Annotated in this window: 16 protein-coding genes and 2 pseudogenes; 4 read left to right on the forward strand and 14 right to left on the reverse strand. The window is 72.4% G+C overall.

The features are described from left to right. Positions 1–2: 2 nt before the first annotated feature. From flgJ to D0Y53_RS03205, 10 genes are all read right to left on the reverse strand, one after another. A complete protein-coding gene (gene flgJ, locus D0Y53_RS03160; protein ID WP_117201805.1) occupies positions 3–1,022 on the reverse strand; it encodes a flagellar assembly peptidoglycan hydrolase FlgJ in 1,020 nt (339 codons plus the stop codon). A gap of 114 nt (positions 1,023–1,136) precedes the next feature. After that, positions 1,137–2,243 carry a flagellar basal body P-ring protein FlgI gene (locus D0Y53_RS03165; RefSeq protein WP_117201741.1) on the reverse strand — a complete coding sequence of 369 codons (1,107 nt, stop codon included), beginning with the start codon at positions 2,241–2,243 and terminating at the stop codon, positions 1,137–1,139. Positions 2,244–2,262: 19 nt separating this feature from the next. Beyond that, the gene (flgH, locus tag D0Y53_RS03170) at positions 2,263–3,027 is read right to left on the reverse strand and encodes a flagellar basal body L-ring protein FlgH (protein WP_386724422.1); all 765 of its coding nucleotides are present in this window, start codon (positions 3,025–3,027) and stop codon (positions 2,263–2,265) included. A gap of 137 nt (positions 3,028–3,164) precedes the next feature. Continuing rightward, a complete protein-coding gene (gene flgG, locus D0Y53_RS03175) occupies positions 3,165–3,950 on the reverse strand; it encodes a flagellar basal-body rod protein FlgG (protein WP_117201742.1) in 786 nt (261 codons plus the stop codon). Between the two features lie 50 nt (positions 3,951–4,000). Then, on the reverse strand, positions 4,001–4,747 hold the full coding sequence (locus tag D0Y53_RS03180) for a flagellar basal body rod protein FlgF (RefSeq protein ID WP_117201743.1): 747 nt from the start codon (positions 4,745–4,747) through the stop codon (positions 4,001–4,003). Between the two features lie 133 nt (positions 4,748–4,880). Next, positions 4,881–6,101, reverse strand: coding sequence for a flagellar hook protein FlgE (gene flgE, locus D0Y53_RS03185; protein WP_117201744.1), 1,221 nt, complete (start codon positions 6,099–6,101; stop codon positions 4,881–4,883). A 24-nt stretch (positions 6,102–6,125) separates the two neighbouring features. After that, a complete protein-coding gene (locus D0Y53_RS03190) occupies positions 6,126–6,791 on the reverse strand; it encodes a flagellar hook assembly protein FlgD (RefSeq protein WP_117201745.1) in 666 nt (221 codons plus the stop codon). Between the two features lie 68 nt (positions 6,792–6,859). Then, positions 6,860–7,267, reverse strand: a complete 408-nt coding sequence (gene flgC / locus D0Y53_RS03195; protein WP_117201746.1) for a flagellar basal body rod protein FlgC — start codon at positions 7,265–7,267, stop codon at positions 6,860–6,862. A gap of 13 nt (positions 7,268–7,280) precedes the next feature. Next, positions 7,281–7,670: a flagellar basal body rod protein FlgB gene (flgB, locus tag D0Y53_RS03200; protein ID WP_117201747.1), complete on the reverse strand. Its 390-nt coding sequence runs from the start codon at positions 7,668–7,670 to the stop codon at positions 7,281–7,283. A gap of 274 nt (positions 7,671–7,944) precedes the next feature. Further along, entirely contained in the window at positions 7,945–8,865 is a 921-nt protein-coding gene (locus D0Y53_RS03205) for a chemotaxis protein CheV (protein WP_117201748.1), read from the reverse strand. Positions 8,866–9,023: 158 nt separating this feature from the next. On the opposite strand from D0Y53_RS03205, the gene flgA reads away from it, so the two are divergent. The 4 genes from flgA to D0Y53_RS03225 all read left to right on the forward strand — a co-directional run bounded on the left by flgA (position 9,024) and on the right by D0Y53_RS03225 (position 11,681). Continuing rightward, the gene (flgA, locus tag D0Y53_RS03210; RefSeq protein WP_117201749.1) at positions 9,024–9,695 is read left to right on the forward strand and encodes a flagellar basal body P-ring formation chaperone FlgA; all 672 of its coding nucleotides are present in this window, start codon (positions 9,024–9,026) and stop codon (positions 9,693–9,695) included. Between the two features lie 89 nt (positions 9,696–9,784). Next, entirely contained in the window at positions 9,785–10,096 is a 312-nt protein-coding gene (flgM, locus tag D0Y53_RS03215; protein ID WP_117201750.1) for a flagellar biosynthesis anti-sigma factor FlgM, read from the forward strand. Next, positions 10,093–10,428 carry a flagellar protein FlgN gene (locus tag D0Y53_RS03220; protein WP_117201751.1) on the forward strand — a complete coding sequence of 112 codons (336 nt, stop codon included), beginning with the start codon at positions 10,093–10,095 and terminating at the stop codon, positions 10,426–10,428. The genes flgM and D0Y53_RS03220 overlap by 4 nt, the downstream gene beginning before the upstream one ends. A gap of 65 nt (positions 10,429–10,493) precedes the next feature. Further along, entirely contained in the window at positions 10,494–11,681 is a 1,188-nt protein-coding gene (locus D0Y53_RS03225) for an ATP-binding protein (protein WP_117201752.1), read from the forward strand. A gap of 55 nt (positions 11,682–11,736) precedes the next feature. On the opposite strand, the pseudogene D0Y53_RS13235 reads toward D0Y53_RS03225, so the two are convergent. From D0Y53_RS13235 to mscL, 4 genes and pseudogenes are all read right to left on the reverse strand, one after another. Continuing rightward, positions 11,737–12,180, reverse strand: a pseudogene (locus tag D0Y53_RS13235) (response regulator); the annotation flags it as partial. A 39-nt stretch (positions 12,181–12,219) separates the two neighbouring features. After that, positions 12,220–13,473: pseudogene (locus D0Y53_RS03230) on the reverse strand (putative bifunctional diguanylate cyclase/phosphodiesterase); the annotation flags it as partial. An 8-nt stretch (positions 13,474–13,481) separates the two neighbouring features. Continuing rightward, a complete protein-coding gene (locus tag D0Y53_RS03235) occupies positions 13,482–14,906 on the reverse strand; it encodes a M28 family peptidase (protein WP_117201754.1) in 1,425 nt (474 codons plus the stop codon). A 190-nt stretch (positions 14,907–15,096) separates the two neighbouring features. Continuing rightward, positions 15,097–15,495: a large-conductance mechanosensitive channel protein MscL gene (gene mscL, locus D0Y53_RS03240; RefSeq protein WP_117201755.1), complete on the reverse strand. Its 399-nt coding sequence runs from the start codon at positions 15,493–15,495 to the stop codon at positions 15,097–15,099. Positions 15,496–15,501 lie beyond the last annotated feature (6 nt).

Raw genomic sequence — 15,501 nt, forward strand, 5'->3', positions numbered from 1 at the left:
GCTTATCCCTGGTGGCCCGCACGCGGCGTCGCCATCGCGACCGAAGCGTCGCCCGGCAACGCGGCCAGCGCGCGGCGGATGGTGGGGCCGTCCGCGATCGCGGCGATCTTGGCGGCGTAGGACGGATCGGTGGCGTAGCCGGCGTGCTGCAGCGCCTGCGCGAAGCGGCGGGTGTCGCCGGTGTTGCGCGCGGCGGCGTAGCGCGGCCTCGACAGCAGCTGCGCATAGTCGGCGAAGCTTTCCGCCGGGGAACCATAGGCGCGGAACTCGGCCTGCCGGCCGACGCGCACGCCGTCGACGAATTCGTGGGTGCCGGCGCGCACGCGCTCGCCGTGCCAGCGGCCGCCGGCCTTGATCCCGAACAGGTTGTGCGAATCGCCGCCGGCCAGGCGCCGGCCCCAGCCGGTTTCCAGCGCGGCCTGGGCGACCAGCGCCTTCGCCGGCACGCCGAGTTCGGCGGCGGTCTTCTGCGCGTGCGGCCACAGCGAGCGGACGAAGGCCTCGGGCGTGCTGCAGTCCAGCGGCGCGTCCGGGTCGCAGGCAGGCGCGTCGGCGAGCGGCGGCGGCGCGGGCGGGGCGGCGAAGCCGCCGAGCGAGACCCCGTGGGCGGTGGGCGCGAGCGCCGGCGCAGCGACGCGCAGGCCCGCCGGCAACGGCAGGCCCGAGGGGGTGGAGGCCGGCGGCAGCGCCATCGTCATCGGTGCCTGCCGCAGCGGCAGGGACGCGGAGGGAACGGGCACGGCCGGCGCGGGCGTGGTGCTGCGCTCGAGCTGGCGGGCGATGATCGGCGCCAGCCCCAGGCCGCGGCCGCGGGTGAGCTCCTTGGCCAGCTGCTGGTCGTACATGTCGCGGTAGGTGCCGTTGTCGCCCAGCAGCGGATCGCCCATCGAGGCGCTGCGCATGGACTGGATCAGCATCCGCGCGAACTGCTCCTCCAGCCCGCGCGCGGCTTCCTCGATCCGCGCAGGCGGCGTCGCGGTGGTCGGGGCCAGCGGCAGCGGATTGGCGGCGGGGAGGCGCATGTCGGGATCCATGCAAGCGATGTGCCACGGGCGGCACGCGGCGGCCGGACGCCTCCCTGCGGTCTGGTTCCTGTCGGTTAACGGCCGGGCACGGAGGTCCTGAAGCGCCCGGGTTCAGATCACCTGCAGTTCGGCGCGCAGCGCGCCGGCCTGCTTGAGCGCCTCCAGGATCGCGACGATGTCGCCCGGCGCCGCGCCCACCGCGTTCACCGCGCGCACGATGTCCTCCAGCGAGGTGCCGCCGCGGAACATCACCATGTGGCTGCCGTCGGCGCTGGCGCTGATCTCGGACTGCGGCGCGACCACGGTGGAACCGCGGCCGAAGGCCTCCGGCTGGCTGATCTGCGCGCTCTCGGCGATGGTGACGGTGAGCGAGCCGTGCGCAACCGCGGCCGGCAACACGGTGACCTGGCCGCCCATGACCACGGTGCCGGTGCGCGCGTTGACGATGACCTTGGCGGCGGCCGCGCCGGGATCCACTTCCAGCGATTCCAGCGCGGCGAGGAAGCCGATGCGGTCGCCCGCCGGCGGCGCGACCTCGATGGTGACGCCGTCCAGCGCGCGCGCACGCCCCGGCCCGAAGGCGCGGTCGATCGCGGCCACGATCCGCGCCGCGGTGGTGAAGTCGGCCTCGTGGAGGTTGAGGGTGACGTTGCCGGTCTGCGCCCCGGGCGGGATCGCCGCCACCGCGCGTTCGACGATCGCACCGTTGGGGATGCTGCCGCCGTTGGGCGCGTTGACCGAGATCCGCGAGCCGTCGCGGCCGGACGCACCGAAGCCGCCGACGATCAGGTTGCCCTGCGCGATCGCGTAGACCTGCCCGTCCACGCCCTTGAGCGGCGTCATCAGCAGGGTACCGCCGCGCAGCGAGCCGGCGTTGCCGATCGAGGACACGGTGACGTCGATGCTCTGGCCGGGCTTGGCGAAGGCCGGCAGCTCGGCGTTGATCGCGACCGCGGCCACGTTCTTGAGCTGCGGGTTGACGCCCGGCGGAATGGTGACGCCGAGCTGCGCCAGCAGCGACTTCAGGCTCTGCACGGTGAAGGGCGTCTGCGAGGTGCGGTCGCCGCTGCCGTCCAGGCCGACGACGAGACCGTAGCCGACCAGCGGGTTGCCGCGCACGCCGGCGACCTGGGCGAGGTCCTTGATGCGCTCGGCCTGCGCCGGCGCGAGCGCGCAGGCGAGCAGGGCGGCGGTGGCGATGGAGAGCAGGCGCTTCACGGCATCACCTCGAATCACATCAGTAGGGGAACAGCGCGGAATTGAAGAAGCGCCCCAGCCAGCCCATCGCGTTGGAGCGCGCGAGCGTGCCGCGGCCGCCGTAGACGATCTGCGCGTCGCCGACGCGGTCGGAGGTGATGCGGTTGTCGGGGCCGATGTCGCTCACGCGCACGATGCCCTGGATCTGCACCAGCTCGTCGCCCTGGTTCAGGCGCAGCTGCTTGTCGCCGCGCACCAGCAGATTGCCGTTGCCCAGGTCCTGCAGCACGCGCACGGTGATCTGGCCGTGGAGCTGGTTGCTCTGGGCCGAATCGCCCTTGCCGTCGAAGCTGCGGCTGCCTTCGACCTCGGCCTCCAGCAGGTTCTTGCCGTTCATCGTGACCTGCTGCCCGAACAGGGTCGGCGCACCCATGCCCAGGCCGCTGTCCTTGGTCACCGAGGTCTTGGCGGCGGTGCGCGCGGCGGTGTTTTCCACCAGCACGATGGTCAGCAGGTCGCCGACGTTGCGCGCCTTGTTGTCCTCGAACAGGCGCATGCCGCCGCCGCCCGCGTTGGCATAGATGGAACCGCCGCCGGCCGCGGGTGCCGCCTGGGCGTAGGCCGGGGCGCCGGCGTGACCGGGTGCGGCGTAGCCTGCCGGCGCGTTCGGCGCCGCCGCGTAGTGCGCGGTCGGCGCGAACGGCCGCACGTCGCCCGACATCCGGCCGACGGAGGCGCAGGCGGAGAGGGCGAGGGCGGCGAGGGCGAAGCAGGAGGCCGACAGGACGCGCCGCGCCGCTGGAATGCCGTCGTTGCCGCGAAAGCGGGGCTTGCGGCAGCCGAATGGCTGTCCCTCCCGTCCGATCGAGCCGTCCCGGCCGCCGTGGTCCCCCGCGTCGGCGGGGATGGCAGCCTCGGCGTGGCGCACGTCCATCATCGGCCTCACAGCGTGTTGTTGAGGAAGCCGAGCATGCCGTCGGTGGTCGAGATCGCCTTCGCGTTGGTTTCGTACGCGCGCTGGGTCTCGATCATCGACACCAGTTCCTCGACCACGTTGACGTTGGAGCTTTCCAGCGCGCCCTGCACCAGCACGCCGACGCCGTTCTGTCCGGGCGCACCGCTCTGCGCGGGGCCGCTGGCGCCGGTCTCGACGTAGAGGTTCTCGCCCTTGGCCTCCAGGCCGGCGGGATTGACGAAGTCCGACAGCGTCAGCTGGCCGATCTGCACCGCCTCGGCCTGGCCGGACACCTGCACGCTCACGGTGCCGTCGGCACCGATGGTCACGCTCTGCGCGCCCTCGGGCAGCTGCAGGCCGGGCTGCACCGGGTAGCCGGCGTTGGTGACGACTTCGCCCTGCGCGTTGATCTGGAAACTGCCGTCGCGGGTGTAGGCGGTGCTGCCGTCGGGCATCAGCACCTCGAAGAAGCCGCGGCCGTTGATCGCGACGTCGAGCGCGTTGCCGGTCTGGTTGAGGTTGCCCTGGCTGAAATTCTTGGTGGTGGCGACCACGCGGACGCCGGTGCCGAGCTGCAGGCCGGTCGGCAGCTGGGTCTGTTCGGACGTCGCGCCGCCGGGCTGGCGCACGGTCTGGTAGAGCAGATCCTCGAAGCTGGCGCGGTCGCGCTTGAAGCCCGCCGTGTTCACGTTCGCGAGGTTGTTGGAGATCACCGACATGCGCGTCTGCTGCGCGTCCAGGCCGGTCTTGGCGATCCACAGGGCGGGGTTCATGGCGGTCTCCTGGTGATGCTGGGCGGTGCGGCGCGGCGGAGGCGAACGGGTCAGCGGGCGGTCAGCAGCGCATTGGCGGAACGGGCGTTCTCGTCGGTGGCATGCAAGACGCGTACCTGCATCTCGAAGGCGCGCGCGAGCTGGATCATCGAGACCAGCGCGCCGGTGGCGTCGACGTTGCTGCCTTCCAGCGCGCCGGTGGTGAGCGAGGTGCCGGCGGCGCGCGGCAATTCGACGCCGGGCGCGGCGCGCATCAGGCCGTCGTCGCCGCGCACCAGGGTGCGCGTGTCGGCCTGGACGAGCTGCAGGCGCCCGGCTTCGGAAATGGTGGAGGCGGGCTGGCCCTGCGGCACCACCGAGATCGTGCCGTCGCCGCCGATGTGCAGCGACTGGTAGGGCGGGATCGCCAGCGGCGCGCCGTCGGCGCCCAGTACCGGCAGGCCGGACGCGGTGGTCAGCAGGCCGTTGGGCGTGAGCCTGAGGTCGCCGGCGCGGGTGTAGGCGGTGCTGCCGTCGCTGGCCTGCACCGCCAGCCAGCGGTCGGCGTGCAGGGCGATGTCGAGCGCGCCCCCCGTCTGTTGCAGCGCACCGGGCGCGCCGCTGACGCCGAGCACGCGGTGTTCGACCGCGACCCGCGAGGCCAGCCCCGGGCCCGTCACCGGCGCGGCGACGGTGCCGTCCAGCGTCGCCTGGAAGCCGGTGGTGTCGGCGTTGGCGAGGTTGTGCGACACCGAGGCCTGTGCCTGCAGGTTGGCGCTGGCGCCGGTCATCGCGATGTAGAGCGCGCGGTCGGTCATGTGTGATCTCTTCTCCCTCCCCCGCTTGCGGAGGAGGGTCGGGGTGGGGGTGAGTCGTGCGTGTGCTCGGCGCTGCGCGCCTAGCGCCCTCACCCCAGCCCTCTCCCGCAAGCGGGAGAGGGAGCTTTCATGCTTAGCGGATGTTGATGACGGTCTGGGTGACCTGGTCCTGGGTCTGGATCATCTGCGCGTTGGCCTGGAAGTTGCGCTGCGCGGTGATCATGTTCACCAGCTGCGCGGTCAGGTCGACGTTGGACGATTCCAGCGCGCCGCCCTGGATCGCGCCGAATTCCGAGGTGCCGGCCTGGCCGCGGCGCGGCTGGCCGGATTCGGAGGTTTCCGACCAGCCGTTATCGCCCAGCGGCTGCAGCCCCTGCGGGTTGGCGAAGTTGGTCATCGCCACCTGGCCCAGCGCGGTCGACACGCCATTGGTGTAGCGCGCCTGCACCACGCCGTCGGCGGTGACGTCGATGCCGGTCAGGCGGCCGGTGGTGTAGCCGTCCTGGGTCAGCGAGGACAGGCTGAAGGTTTCCCCGTACTGGGTCGAGTTGCCGAGGTCGAGGGTGATGTTCATCGCCGCCGCGCCGGTGGGCGGCGTGTAGGCGGGCAGCGCGATCTGGCCCGGCGAGGGCGAGGTCAGGGTGCCGGTGTCGGAATACTGCAGGGTCTGCGCGCCGCCGACCGCGGTACCTTCGATGTAGGTGTAGACCTGCCACTCGTTCGGATTGGCGGTCTTCACGAAGTACAGCGACTGGCTGTGCGCGGCGCCGAGCGAGTCGTACACCGTCAGCGAGGTGGTGCGGTTGTAGGTGTCGGGATCGCCGGGAGCGAAGGGCGTGAGCGCCGGCGCGGAGGCGTCCGCCGGCAGGTTGCTCTGCACGGTGACGGTGGTGGTGGCTTGCGGCGCGGAATCGCCGATCGACAGCTGCAGGTCCGACAGGCGGCCGGTGTCGAAGCCGTTGCCGGCCGCGTTCGGCAGGTAGACCTGCAGGCGCTGGCCGGACGCATTGACCACGTAGCCGTCCTTGTCGGCGCCGAAGTTGCCGGCGCGCGAATAGACCATCGCGCCGCCGTCGGACAGGGTGAAGAAGCCCTGGCCGTTGATCGCCAGGTCGAGGTTCTTGCCGGTGAAGTCGATGTTGCCCTGGCCGAACTGCTGCGCCACCGCCTGCAGGCGCACGCCGGCGCCGATCGCGTTCTTCGACAGGCCGTAGGCGGAGGCGGCGAACACGTCGCCGAATTCCGCCCGCGACTCCTTGAAGCCGGTGGTGTTGACGTTGGCGATGTTGTTGGAGGTGATGTTGAGGTCGGCGGAAGCGGCGTTCATGCCGCTGAGCGAGATGCGAAAACTCATTGCGGGCTCTCCTGGGAAGCGGCGTCAGCCGATGCGGCGGATGCTCGACAGCGGCACGCTGCCCAGCCCCGCGAGGTTGAGGACGAGGCCGGTGGCCTCGATCGAAACGCTGTCGATGTGGGCGGCCACGCGCACGTCCAGCGCCTGCGCGTTGTCGCCGGTGCCGGCGATCGCGTGCACGGTGTAGCGGCCGCCGGGTGCGGCCTCGCCGCCGTCGGTGCGGCCGTCCCAGGCGAAGGGCACGGTGCCGGCGGCGTCGGCGTCCACCGTCATCCGGCGCACGACCTGGCCGCTGCCGTCGACGATTTCGACCTGCAGCGGGCCGGCGGAGGTGGCGACGATCTCGCCGTTGAGGCCCGTGCCTTCGGCGAGGGTGAGGCTGTCGGCGTCGACCAGTGCGTCGTGGCCGACCAGCGCGGCGGCGCGCAGCGCCTGGTCGTTCTCCATCACGCTGGCCATCGCCCCCATCGCGCCGTTCATCTCCTCGATCCCCTGCACGGCGGAGAACTGCGCGAGCTGGCCGAGGAACTGCGAACTGTCGAGCGGCTTGAGCGGATCCTGGTTCTTCAGCTGCTCGCTCATCAGGTGCAGGAAGTCGGCCTGGCCGAGCGAACTGTCGCGCGCGCGCGCCTGCGCGCCGAGGCCGTAGCCCGCGTAGGGGTTGTCGCTGCTGGCGGGGATCGTGGTCATGTCGGTTCCAACGGGCGGTCGGGTGGGGCGGGCGCGGCCCGCGCGGGGTCATGCCGGGCGGCGACGCATCACTTGCCGAGCATCAGGGTCGCGTTGGCCAGTTCCTTGGCGGTGTTGAGCACCTCCACGTCGGCCTGGTAGCTGCGCGAGGCGGAGATCATGTCGACCATCTGCGCGACCGGGTCCACGTCGGGCGCGTACACGTAGCCTTGCGCGTCGGCGAGCGGATGGTGGGGTTCGTAGCGCTTGATCGGCGCAGCGGTGCTCTCGTTGACGGTGCTGACCCGCACGCCCGCGAGCGCGGGGTCGCCGGCGACCGGGGTGGCGGCGAACACGGGCTGCCGGGCGCGGTACACCGCGTCCGGCGAACCGGCGACGGTGTCGGCGTTGGCCAGGTTGCTGGCCACCGTGCTCAGGCGCACCGACTGCGCGGCCATCGCGCTGCCGGCGACATCGAAAATCGGAAGGTTGCTCATGCGCGGGTCTCCTTCACTGGCCGGTGATCGCGGTCAGCATCGAGCGCACCTTCGACTCGACGAAGGCGAGCGAGGCGCGGTACTCGAGCGCGGCCTGGGCGAAACCGGCCTTTTCGCGCTCGCCCTCGACGGTGTTGCCGTCGAGGCTGGGCTGGGAAGGCGCGCGCGCGTAGCGGGCGGCGGCAACGGCGGCGTCGAGCGGGTCGCTGCCGGCGGCGCCCGCGGCCGGCTGCAGCGCGGCGCCGAGCGCGGCGTTGAAGTCGAGGTCCTGGGCCTTGAACCCGGGCGTGTCGGCGTTGGCGAGGTTGGCCGCGAGCAGCTGCAGCCGCCGCTCGCGCAGCGCCAGCGCGGTCCCGTGGATGCCGAGGAAGGACTCGGCGCCTGGCTGGATCGGATCGGACATGGCCGCCTCCGGACGAATGCACGGAAGGGCGGTGCAAGCGGCGTGCCAGCGGTGCGGGGCGACGCAAGCGGGCAGGCGCGCGGTGCGGCTTGCCGTCCCCTCTCCCGCTTGCGGGAGAGGGCGAGCGCACAGCGCGAGGCTGAGGGCGCGGCTCTTGGCGACAGACTCACCCTCACCCCAACCCTATCCCGCACAGCGGAAGAGGGGGAAAGGCGCCTCCCCGCAGGCGAGGGAGGGCGAGCTTGAGGACTGCAACCCGCGTGCCGCGTGCCCGCTAGGCCAGCGCCATCAGCCGCCGGCCGATGTGCTCGGCGAGGTCGTGCTCGGAGTACTTGGCGACGAAGTCGTCGGCGCCCACGCGCTCCACCATCGCATGGTTGAACACGCCCGACAGCGAGGTGTGCAGCAGCACGTACAGGTCGGACAGGGCGGGATTGCGACGGATTTCCGTCGTCAGGGTGTAGCCGTCCATCGCCGGCATCTCGATGTCGGAGATGACCATGGCGTAGCGCTCGCCGGGGGGCTGGCCGCTGGCGACCAGCTGCAGCAGGTGCTCCAGCGCCTGGCGGCCGTCGGAGAGCTGGGTGGACTCCAGCCCGAGCTGCTCCAGTACCCCGCGGATCTGGTTGCGGGCGACGCGCGAGTCGTCCACCACCAGCACCTGTCGCGGCGCGCTCGGCGCGACCTGCAGCGGCGCCAGCGGCGCGCTGTCGCGCTCGCGCGGGGCGGATTCGGCCAGCACGCTCTCCACGTCCAGCAGCTGGATCAGCTCGCCGTTGTGGCGGGTGATGCCGGTCAGGTGCGGGCTGGCGGCGCCGCCCCACTCCGGCGGCGGCTGGATGTCCTCGACCGCGATGTTGACGATGCGCTCGACTGCGGAGACCAGGAAACCCTGCACGCTGCGGTTGAACTCGGTCACCACCAGGTACTGCGGCGGGTCGCCCGGTTCCTGGTCGATCGCACGGCCGAGGTCCAGCACCGGCACCGTACGCCCGCGCACGTCGGCCGCGCCGGCGAAGGCGCGCGGCAGCTGCGGCAGCCGGAACAGCGGCGGCCGCGGCAGCACCTCCTGCACCTTGAACACGTTCACGCCAAAAAGCTGACGCGAGCCGAGGCGGAACAGCAGCAGCGCCAGCCGGTTGTGGCCGGCCAGGCGGATGCGCTGGTCGATGCGGTCGAGGAGGGCGTGTCCCATGCCCGCGTTGTCGGCCGGCGGCGCGGGAAGTTGAGCGCCCGCCGCCCCGTGGAGCGGGCAGGGCCCGCTTTCCCGACGCCGCGCTTCCGGGCCCCGGAGCGGCGGCTGGCACGCGGGTTGCCTGTGTCCCGTCCAGATCCGCCGACTGGAACGGTTCCTTGCGCCCGTCGCTGCCGCCACCGCTGCTGTCCGGCCTGCTCGCGAGCCTCGCGCTGCTGCCGCTCGCGCGCGCGGCCGACTGGCAGACGCCCGACAGCATCCGCGCCGCCGCCATCCAGGCGCTCGGCGCCCATCCGGCACGCGCCGAAGCCACGCTCGCCGCCCACGTTCGCCTCGCCGCCTGCGGTCAGCCGCTGCAGGCCGTCGCCTCCGGCCCGCGCACCGCGCTGGTGCGCTGTCCGGACGTACCCGGCTGGAAGCTCTATGTCCCGGTCCAGGCCCACCGCGAGGCCGACGTCGTCGTCCTGCGCGGCCCGGCCCGGCCCGGGCAGCCGCTGACCGCCGACCAACTCGCCGTGCAGCGCCGCGACGTCCCGCTCGGCAAGCCGCTGCCGCCGGCCGATCCCGCGGCCCTGGTCGGCCGCATCCCGGCCCGCCCCCTGGCCGATGGCAGCGTGGTCGGCGAGGACGATCTCGCGCTGGGGCCGCCTCTGCGCCGTGGCGACCCGGTCGTGCTGGTCAGCCGCGTCGGCGGCATCGAGGTCCGGATGGCCGGCCGTGCCCTCGGCGCCGCCGCCCCCGGCCGCGTCGTCGCCGCCGAGAACGTGGAATCCCGACGCGTGGTCAGGGGCCGCCTGACCGCACCGGGCGTGGTCGAGGTCCTGCAGTGAACCCGGGCCCGGCCAATGCGTGACGTCGCGCTAAAGTTCCCCCGCCGGGCGCCGATACCGGGCTCGAAGCAAGCCTCAGGAGCAGGCGAATGACCCAGAAGATCGACGGCGCCGGCCTGTCCCGGCCGCTCGAGGGCGTGGCCACCCCGGCCACGGGCTCGGCGCGCGCCGGCACCGACCGCATGCAGCCGGTCGCCGCCCCCGAGGGCGATAGCCTGCGTCTGACCGGCGAGGCTTCCGGCCTGCAGGCGATGGCGCACAAGCTCGCCGCCGCCCCGGCCGACATCGACCAGGCCAAGGTCGACGCGGTCAGCGCCGCGCTCGCCGCCGGCAGCTATCGGATCGACCCGGCGCGCATCGCCGACGGTCTGCTCGGCCTCGAGCGCGACCTGGCGCGATGAGCGCCGCCGACGCCCTCGTCGAACTCGAGCAGGCGCTCGCGGCCGAACGCCGCGCGCTGGTCGATCACGACGTCGAGGCGTTGCTGCAGTCCACCCAGGGCAAGCTCGCTGCCGTGCGTGCGCTGCAGGCGCTGCCGGCCGGCGCGGTGGCGCCCGAGCGCGTGCGCGCGCTGAGCGAACTCAACCAGGCCAACCACGTCCTGCTCGCCCGCCGCCGTCGCGAGGTCGGCTGGGCGCTGCGCCACCTCGGGCGCGTGGAGTCGGCAGGCGTGTACGATGCTTCGGGGCAGTCGGGCGTCCGTCCGCAGGCGCGCTGTCTCGGGGTGGGATGAGCGCAGACACCGGAACCACTTCCAGTCCGGCCGGCACGGCCTCCTGGAGCAGCGACACGCTCTGGATGCTGTCGGTCGTCGACCGCGCCGCGCTGCTGCTGGACGGCGACACACGGGTCGACCAGGCCAACGCCGCCGCGTGCGACCTCGCCCGCTGCGCCTTTCCCGACCGCGACGCCCCGCCGCCGGGCGCCCTGCTGGAGCTGCTGCCGGCCGACGCCTGGGCCCAGGCCGAGCGCGACGGCCGCTGGCGCGGCAGCGTGGTCGCCGCCGACGGCGCGCTGGCGGTGGAAATCGCGCTCCACGTCGGCGCGCACGACGGCGTGCAACGCCGCTTCGCGCTGTTCGACGACGTCACCGCGCGCGCCAGCCGCGTGGCCGAGCTCACCCGTCGCCACGAGGAACTGCAGCGCACCTACCACCGCCTCGCCAGCGCGCAGGAGCAGCTGCTGCAGGCCGAGAAGATGGCCTCGATCGGCCAGCTCGCCGCCGGCGTCGCCCACGAAATCAACAATCCGATCGGCTACGTCCACTCCAACCTCGGCACGCTGCGCGAGTACTGCAGCTCGCTGATCGCGCTGATCGAGGCCTACGCCGCGCAGGTGCCGGACGACGCCCCCGACTCCCCGCTGCGCCAGCTGCGCGAGCGTCTGGACATCGACTTCATCCTCGGCGACCTGCCGCAGCTGCTCGACGAGTCGCGCGAGGGCATCGAGCGCGTCACCAAGATCGTGCAGGACCTCAAGGAGTTCTCGCACGTCGGCCGCGACGAGCGGATGCGCCCCGCCGACGTGCACAAGGGCCTGGACTCGACCCTCAACATCGTCTGGAACGAGCTCAAGTACAAGGTCCGGCTGGAGAAGCACTACGGCGAATTGCCGTTGGTCGAATGCCACGCTTCCGAGCTCAACCAGGTCTTCATGAACCTGCTGATCAACGCCGGCCAGGCGATCGCCGAGCGCGGCACGGTGGTGCTGACGACGGGCCTGGACGAGGACCACGTCTGGGTCAGTATCGCCGACAGCGGCTGCGGCATCCCCGAGGATGCCCTGCGGCGGATCTTCGATCCCTTCTTCACCACCAAGCCGATCGGCTGCGGCACCGGTCTCGGTCTCGCCATCGCCTACCGCATCGTCGCCAAGCACCACGGCCGCATCGAGGTGCAGAGCCGGGTGGGATTCGGCACGACCTTCCGCGTGGTGTTGCCGGTGGTGCAACCGGGGAAGGCGGGCGGCGGCGCTTCCGCGGGTTGAGTTCCTGCATCCCGGGGATCGGCGCGAATCGGCGATGGGCGGGTAAGGGCCGTCCTCAATAGTCGTCGTCGAGGGCGCCGCGCTGCTCGTGCGCGCGGAAGGCGTCGCGGATGTGCTGGCGCAGCTCGTCGTCGTTCCAGGGCTTGGTCAGGAAGCGGTAGATCGCGCCGCGGTTGATCGCCTCGGTGATCGTGGCGAGGTCGGTGTAGCCGGACAGCACCATGCGGATGGTGTCGGGGTAGAGGTCGCGTACGCGGGTGAGGAACTCGGTGCCGTTCATCCCCCCCATGCGCTGGTCGGAGACGATCACCTGCACGCTGCGGCTGGCCAGCAGGTCGAACGCCTCGCGTACGCTGCTGGCGGTGAGGATCTGGTAGCCGTCGCGGCGGAACAGGCGCGCGAGCGAACGCAACACGTTCTCCTCGTCGTCCACCAGCAGCAGGATGCGCTCGGGGCTGGTGGTGGCGAACACCTGCGGCAGCAGGAAGCGCTTGCGGATCAGCTCGTCCAGGCCTTCCACCGGCAGCGGCGGGCAGAACAGATAGCCCTGGAAAAAGTCGCAGTGGTTGCGCCGCAGGAAGCCGAGCTCGGCCTCGTTCTCCACGCCCTTGGCGACCACCTTCATGCCCAGGCGGTGGCCCATCGCGATGATGCCGCGCACGATCGCGGCGCTGCGCGGGTCGCTGGCGACGTTGCGGATGAAGCTGCGGTCGATTTTCAGGCGGTCGAGCGGGTACTGCGCGAGCGCGGCGAAGCTCAGGCCGCCGACCCCGAAGTCCTGCACGGTCAGGGTCGCGCCCAGCGCGCGCAGTCCGCCGAGGGTGTCGTAGACGTTGCGCGCGTCCAGCGCCAGTGCGCTCTCCGGCACTTCGAATGCCAGCGCCTGCGGCGGCAGGTCGAGCTGGTGCAGCAGCTCGCCGATCAGGTCCACGCAGTCCTGCCGCGCCAGCATCGGGTTGGGCAGGTGCACCGACATGTTGAGGTAGTCGAGCCCGTCCATGCGCCAGTCGGCGAGCTGCTCGGCGGCCTTGCGCACGACCCAGTAGCCGAGCGGCGCGGCCAGCCCGGCGCGGTCCACCAGTTCGAGGAAGCGGCCCGGCCGCATCAGGCCGTGCTCGCGGTTGTACCAGCGCAGCAGCGCATTCATGCCGTCGATGCTGCCGTCGTGACCGTTGACGGTGGGCTGGTAGTACAGCTGGAACTCGCCGCGTTCCATCGCCGCCCGCAGCGTGCGCGTCAGCATCTCGGTGGATTCGCCGGCGGTGGCGACAGCGGGGAACAGGTTGGCGTCGTGGCGCGCGTCACGGTGTGCGCGGTGCAGCGACTGTTCGGCGCAGGCGAGCAGGGCGGCGGCGTTGTCGGCGTGGTCGGGATAGATCGCCACGCCCATCGTGAGGGCGATCGGCAGCGTGTAGGGCGGGATCGTCAGCGGTGTCTCGAAGGCGTCGCGCAGGCGCTCGGCGAGCGCGGCGGCGTCGGGTTCGTCGCGCCGGAAACCGATCCCCGCGAGGAAGGCGTCGCCGCCGATCCGCCACAGCCAGCCGCCGGGCGGCATCGCCTTGTGCAGGCGTTGCGCGATCGCGGCCAGCGCCTGGTCGCCGACGCTGTCGCCCATGCCGCGGTTGATGGCGTCGAAGCCATCCACGTCGATGTGCAACAGCGCGACCTTGCGCCCGGTGGCGGCCGCCGCCGCCAGCGCGGTGGTCAGGTTGGGGCCGCCCGCGCCGAGCCGGTACAACGACGTCAGCGGATCGACCGGAACGCCGCCGAACTCGTCGTAGCGCTGCGCCATGGCGGGCCTCAGCGCCCCGTCGCCTCCGGCATGCGCGGGGCGCTGCCGAAATCGCCGTCGGCCTGCGCGGCCAGGTAGGCGAACACGGCATAGGCGGCGACGTTCTGCGCCAGCGCCTGCGGGTCGATCTTGTCGAGGGTGTCGTCGGCGGTGTGGTGCAGGTCGAAGTAGTCGCTGCCGTCGTGCCCGAGCCAGGCCCAGGCCGCGCCGGCCTGCGCATACGGGCCGATATCCGATTCCGCGTCGCCCTTGCCCGGCAGCCAGGCCACGCCCAGCGGTTCCAGCACGGCCGCGATCTGGCCGATCGCGCCGCTGGCATGCGCGGCGATGTTGCCGGCGTCGAAGCCGTAGATGCGCCCGGCGCCGAAGTCGCTTTCGGCCAGGATCGCGTGCTGCGCGATCTCGCCCGCGTGCGCCTTGGCGTAGGCGAAGCCGCCGTGCAGGCCCTGCTCCTCGTTGGCGAAGGCGACCACGCGGATGCTGCGCGCGGGGCGCTGCGGCAGCTCGCCGATCAGCTTGGCCGCCGCCATCGTGATGCCGATGCCGGCGGCGTCGTCGATCGCGCCGGTGCCGGCGTCCCAGGAATCCAGGTGGCCGCCGATCAGCACCACCTCGTCCGGTCGGCTGGCGCCGGTGATCTCGCCGATCACGTTGTGCGAGGTGTAGTCGCCGGTCCAGCCGCAGTCCAGCGCCAGCCGCACCTGGGTCGCCGGATCCAGCGCCAGCAGCCGCGCCAGCTGGTCGGCGTCGGGAGCGCTCAGCGCCGCCGCCGGGATCGGGGTCAGGCCGTCGGCGAAGCGGGTGATGCCGGTGTGGGCGACACGGTGGCTGTCGGTGCCGGCCGAGCGCATCAGGTAGGCGGCCGCGCCGGCGCGCACCGCCGCCGACGGCCCGGCGCCGCGCACCCGCGAGCCCATGCGGTAGCCGTGCCCGTCCTGCGCGCGCTGCATGCGGTAGTCGACGAACGCGATCTTGCCGGCGAGCGACCCGGGCGCGGCCCGTTCCAGCGCCTCGAGGTCGGCGAAGCGCACCACCGGCGCGGCGACGATGCCGCCCGGGCTGCCGCCGAGCGCGGCGACCGCCAGCTTCTGCGCATGCGGGCCCAGCACCTCGGCGGTTTCGCTGCGGCGCTCCCATTTCGGGAAGGTCACCGGCTCGGTCCAGACCTTGTCGAAACCCAGGGCCCGCAGCTTGGCCTGCGCCCATGCCACCGCACGGGCGTCGGCCTCGCTGCCGGCCAGGCGCGGGCCGACCTCGGTGGTCAGCGATTCGGTGACGGCCCAGCCGGTGTCGTCGGCCAGGGCGCGGTCGCGCAGCTGCGCGGCGGTCGCCAGCGCGGCGTCGGGGATGCGCGTGGGTTGCGCGGCGGTCGCGGGCAGGGCGAGCAGCAGGAGCGGCAGCAAGGGGGCGAACAACAACGGCGCAAGGCGCATCACGGACTCCGGCAAGGACGGAAAGACCCCAGGCCGCGAGCTTAGCAGCCGCCCGCAGGCGGGCTTTGTGCCCCAAGTCATGGCGCCGCGCGGCGGTACGCGCCCGCAACGCGACGACGCGCATGCCGCGAGGCACGGCACGGCGGCGCGCGCCCGGGGTCCCCTTGCGGGCGCCGCGCCGGGCGCCGGATCAGCGCTTGAGCGCGTCGCGGATCTCGCGCAGCAGCAGCACTTCCTCGGCCGGCGCCGCCGTCGCATCGGGCTTGCGCAGGCGGTTGTAGGCTTTCAGGAACACGAAGATCACGAACGCGATCAGCAGGAAGTCGATCAGGGTCTGGATCAGCAGGCCGTAGCGGATCGCGACCTCGGCCACCGTGGCGCCGGCGGCATCCACCGTTTCCGGCTTGAGCACCAGCTTCCAGTCCGAGACGCTGACTCCGCCCATCAGCACGCCGACCAGCGGCATCACGATACCGTCGACCAGCGCGGTGACGATCTTGCCGAAGGCCGCGCCGATCACCACGCCCACCGCCAGGTCCACGACACTGCCGCGGGCGATGAACTCCTTGAATTCGCCGATCATTCCCATGCTGGC

It is taken from the genome of Cognatiluteimonas weifangensis, from assembly GCF_003416885.1.
Classification (GTDB): Bacteria; Pseudomonadota; Gammaproteobacteria; order Xanthomonadales; family Xanthomonadaceae; genus Cognatiluteimonas; species Cognatiluteimonas weifangensis.

Bases quoted from the DNA above. Each gene is read 5' to 3' on its own strand.
- D0Y53_RS03180 (WP_117201743.1), bottom strand. From the start codon at position 4,747: ATGACCGACCGCGCGCTCTACATCGCGATGACCGGCGCCAGCGCCAAC.
- flgM (WP_117201750.1), top strand. From the start codon at position 9,785: ATGACCCAGAAGATCGACGGCGCCGGCCTGTCCCGGCCGCTCGAGGGC.
- D0Y53_RS03235 (WP_117201754.1), bottom strand. From the start codon at position 14,906: ATGCGCCTTGCGCCGTTGTTGTTCGCCCCCTTGCTGCCGCTCCTGCTG.
- flgB (WP_117201747.1), bottom strand. From the start codon at position 7,670: ATGTCCGATCCGATCCAGCCAGGCGCCGAGTCCTTCCTCGGCATCCAC.
- D0Y53_RS03205 (WP_117201748.1), bottom strand. From the start codon at position 8,865: ATGGGACACGCCCTCCTCGACCGCATCGACCAGCGCATCCGCCTGGCC.
- flgC (WP_117201746.1), bottom strand. From the start codon at position 7,267: ATGAGCAACCTTCCGATTTTCGATGTCGCCGGCAGCGCGATGGCCGCG.
- D0Y53_RS03190 (WP_117201745.1), bottom strand. From the start codon at position 6,791: ATGACCACGATCCCCGCCAGCAGCGACAACCCCTACGCGGGCTACGGC.
- flgG (WP_117201742.1), bottom strand. From the start codon at position 3,950: ATGAACCCCGCCCTGTGGATCGCCAAGACCGGCCTGGACGCGCAGCAG.
- D0Y53_RS03220 (WP_117201751.1), top strand. From the start codon at position 10,093: ATGAGCGCCGCCGACGCCCTCGTCGAACTCGAGCAGGCGCTCGCGGCC.
- flgE (WP_117201744.1), bottom strand. From the start codon at position 6,101: ATGAGTTTTCGCATCTCGCTCAGCGGCATGAACGCCGCTTCCGCCGAC.
- flgJ (WP_117201805.1), bottom strand. From the start codon at position 1,022: ATGCGCCTCCCCGCCGCCAATCCGCTGCCGCTGGCCCCGACCACCGCG.
- mscL (WP_117201755.1), bottom strand. From the start codon at position 15,495: ATGGGAATGATCGGCGAATTCAAGGAGTTCATCGCCCGCGGCAGTGTC.
- D0Y53_RS03225 (WP_117201752.1), top strand. From the start codon at position 10,494: ATGCTGTCGGTCGTCGACCGCGCCGCGCTGCTGCTGGACGGCGACACA.